The organism is Sandarakinorhabdus rubra (genome assembly GCF_010994245.1).
Taxonomy (GTDB): Bacteria; Pseudomonadota; Alphaproteobacteria; order Sphingomonadales; family Sphingomonadaceae; genus Sandarakinorhabdus; species Sandarakinorhabdus rubra.
In genome coordinates, this window is sequence record NZ_WMHO01000261.1 from 1 (window position 1) to 3,186 (window position 3,186).

Sequence of the window (3,186 nt, forward strand, 5' to 3'; positions counted from 1 at the left end):
CCGATCTGGCGGCGGGGCGACTCGTAGCGCTGGATGATGGCGTGCCGGCGCCGGGGCAATGGTGGCTCACCGCGCCCACCCCGCAATGGCGCCAGCCCAAGGTGCGCGCGCTCGTCGCCTTCCTCGCCGGCTGAGGCCGGCCACCCAACACCTGCGAGTCGGCAGGGCCGAGTCGGCTTGGAGGCCGGCGCGCGGCTGCGTTTTCTGCCTGTCTTCTTGCTGCCGGTGCCTTTGTGCGCCTGCGGGAAGCTTTGTAAATTGCTAAGAAAACCTCAAAAAGACGTAAACAGACGGTTTACAGCGCCTTGCTGATGGGTTAATCAAGCGTTGCCAAAAGCCGTATTTGAGGCACGCAGGCGTTCAAAGCGTTGAGTTTGCGTGACTTCCACATGGCTAGCGAGGCCTGGCGCCAATGGGGGTGGCCAGAGAGGGAGTCGCTAGAATGAGGACGTTTCTGAAATCCATGATTGCCGCTGCGGCAATCACCTTCTCCAGCGTGGCTGCATACGCAGCTGCCCCGCCGATCACTATCATCTCCGAGTTCCAGCTGAGCGGCACGCCGACCATGCAGTACACCGACAGCGGTGCCAGTGGTTGGTCGCTGAGCACAATTGGCACGCAGTCGGTTTTTGTCACGGTCAATGACATCTTCACCGGCGCGTCCATCGGGGTTGGCACCGCCAATTTCCTGTTCAACGGCACCGGCACCAGCTTTGCTGTGAACACCTCTGGTGATGACTGGAGCCAGGCGTTCACCGGCGGCACCCTGTCGCTGATCTCGACCAGCGCCATCGGGACGATCGCTTCCGGCACCAATCTGCTGTCGCTCACCTGGACCGGTGGTTCGCTCGATGCGACCATTCCGGGCACGGTCGGCTCGGCGCGTGTCTCGCTGCCCGGTGGCGCCTTCTCCAACGTGACCAGCGGTGTCTTCGACTTCCCGCCGGCTCGCCTGCTGGACTTCTCGATCGCGCTGTCGAACGCCACGCCGTGCATCACCTTCGCCGAAGTCGCCTGCCCGGTGCGGGGCGGTGTGGGCGGTGAGAACCTGCCGGACAGCGGCGAGGTCCGCTTCAGCAACTTCACGGCGTCGCAGCAGGGCGGTTTCACCGCCGCGGTGCCGGAACCGGGCACCTGGGCCATGATGCTCGCCGGCTTCGGCCTGGTGGGTCTGGCCCGTCGCCGCAACAATCGCCAGGTCACTGTCGCGGCCTGATCCGCGCCACAATCGGCGATTGGCAAAAGCCGCAGCATCACCCTTCGGGGTCGATGCTGCGGTTTTTTGCATTTGTGAGGCCGTGATGGCTTGACCGCTTGCCCATCGCTTTGGCAAGCGCCCCTCTCCCGCTGCTCATGCCGCGCCAATATCTTCCGGGGACCCATCATGACACGCCACATCGCTACGCTTGCGCCGCTCGCCGCCACCCTGCTCGCTGCGCCCGCGATCGCACAGACGGCCCCCGCCAACCCCGGCGCTATCGCCGCCGCCGTGTCGGAAGCCGAGCTGAAGGCCAACATCACCGCGCTCGTTGGCTTCGGCACCCGCCATTCGGCCAGCGACACAAAGAGCCCCACGCGCGGCATCGGCGCCGCCCGCCGCTGGGCCGAATCCCGCTTCCGCGCCTTCAGCGCCGCCTGCGGCAACTGCCTGACCATCGAGACCCCGGCGCAGACCTTCAGCGGCCCGCGCCTGCCCACGCCGACCGAGATCGTGGACGTCATCGCCATCCAGCGCGGCACCACCGATCCCGATCGTTACATCATCATGTCGGCCCATATCGACAGCCGGAACAGCGAAGCCAATGATGCCAAGGGCGATGCGCCCGGCGCCAATGATGACGGCAGCGGCACCGCCGCCGTGATCGAGGCGGCGCGCGTCCTCTCCAAGTACAAGTTCCCGGCCACCATCGTCTATGCCGCCCTGTCCGGCGAGGAGCAGGGGCTGAACGGCGGCAAGGTGCTGGCCGATTATGCCCGCGCCAAGGGCTGGAACGTCGAGGCCGTCCTCAACAATGACATCATCGGCAATTCCACCGGGATCGGCGGCATGAAGGATTCCGGCCACGTGCGGGTGTTTTCCGAAGGCACCAAGGCCGTGGAAAGCGCCGAACAGGCCAACCGTCGTCGCTACAACGGCGGCGAGGTCGATTCGCCCAGCCGCAACCTGGCCCGCTTCCTCGACACGCTGGCCGATCACAACATCAATGGCCTGGATGTGAAGATGATCTATCGCACCGATCGCTTCGGCCGCGGTGGCGACCAGACGCGCTTCCTGGAAGCCGGCTACCCGGCGGTGCGCATCACCGAGTCGGTCGAACATTATGATCGCCAGCACCAGAATGTGCGGGTGGAGAACGGCCGCTCCTATGGCGACCTCATCGACGGCGTCGATTTCCAGTATCTCGGCAAGGTCACCAAGCTGAACGTCGCTGCGTTGGTGGCGCTGGCACGGGCCCCGATGCCGCCGGCCGTCACCATCCAGCGCGACAATGGCTCGGACACCAAGGTGAGCTGGACAAAGGTGCCGGGCGCTGCCGGCTACAAGGTGTGGTGGCGCGACACCACCGCGCCGCAGTGGCAGTACAGCCGCACCGCCCCGGCCGATGCCACCTCGCTGGTGCTGGAACATGCGGTGATCGACGACTGGCTGTTCGGCGTCTCCACCATCGCCGCCGATGGCAGCGAAAGCCCGATCGCCTTCCCGGGCGATGCCGGCAATTTCGTCAGCAACCCGCCGTTCCCGGCCGCCCAGCCCCGACCCTGAGCCCGCGCCCCCAAGCGCCGGCAATCAGGCGCCGGCTATCACGGGCCGGCCAATCAGTACGGCTTCGCGCCAATCCAGCGTGACGGTGCCGCCGCCCTGCGGATCGCGCACCGTCACCATGCTGCCGACCAGGCCCTGCAGCAGCAGCGCGCGGCCGTCGCGGGTGATCAGCAGCAGCGGCAGGCCACGCGCCAGGTCCCTTTGCAGCAACGGAAAGGCGGGGGAGAGCGGGCGGCCGGCTTCCCAGCCGATCTCCACCACGATCTCCTGCCCCTCGCCGTCGGCATCCTCGACGGCGCCGGCCAGCGCCAGCAGCGCCGCCTTGCCGGTGGCGCTGCCAATGCGGGCGCGCAGCTGTTCGACGGTGAAGCGCACCCCGCGCGCCTGCCAGCAGGCAATCAGCACCAGCGCCAGATCGTCAG

General features: G+C 66.8%; 3 protein-coding genes. 2 read left to right on the plus strand and 1 reads right to left on the minus strand.

Annotated elements, in window-relative coordinates; all coding sequences use genetic code 11:
- The first annotated feature begins 442 nt into the window (after positions 1-442).
- Both GJV64_RS15660 and GJV64_RS12970 read left to right on the plus strand, forming a co-directional pair.
- Complete coding sequence (locus tag GJV64_RS15660; RefSeq protein ID WP_235927745.1) at positions 443-1,216, plus strand: PEPxxWA-CTERM sorting domain-containing protein; 774 nt, start codon at positions 443-445, stop codon at positions 1,214-1,216.
- Between the two features lie 168 nt (positions 1,217-1,384).
- Positions 1,385-2,764 (plus strand): M20/M25/M40 family metallo-hydrolase, encoded by a 1,380-nt coding sequence (locus tag GJV64_RS12970; RefSeq protein ID WP_164157734.1) that lies wholly within the window; start codon positions 1,385-1,387, stop codon positions 2,762-2,764.
- A gap of 24 nt (positions 2,765-2,788) precedes the next feature.
- Here GJV64_RS12970 and GJV64_RS12975 read toward each other — a convergent pair.
- Positions 2,789-3,186, minus strand: a 398-nt coding sequence (locus GJV64_RS12975) for a hypothetical protein (protein ID WP_164157736.1), incomplete at its 5' end; no start/stop codon positions are given.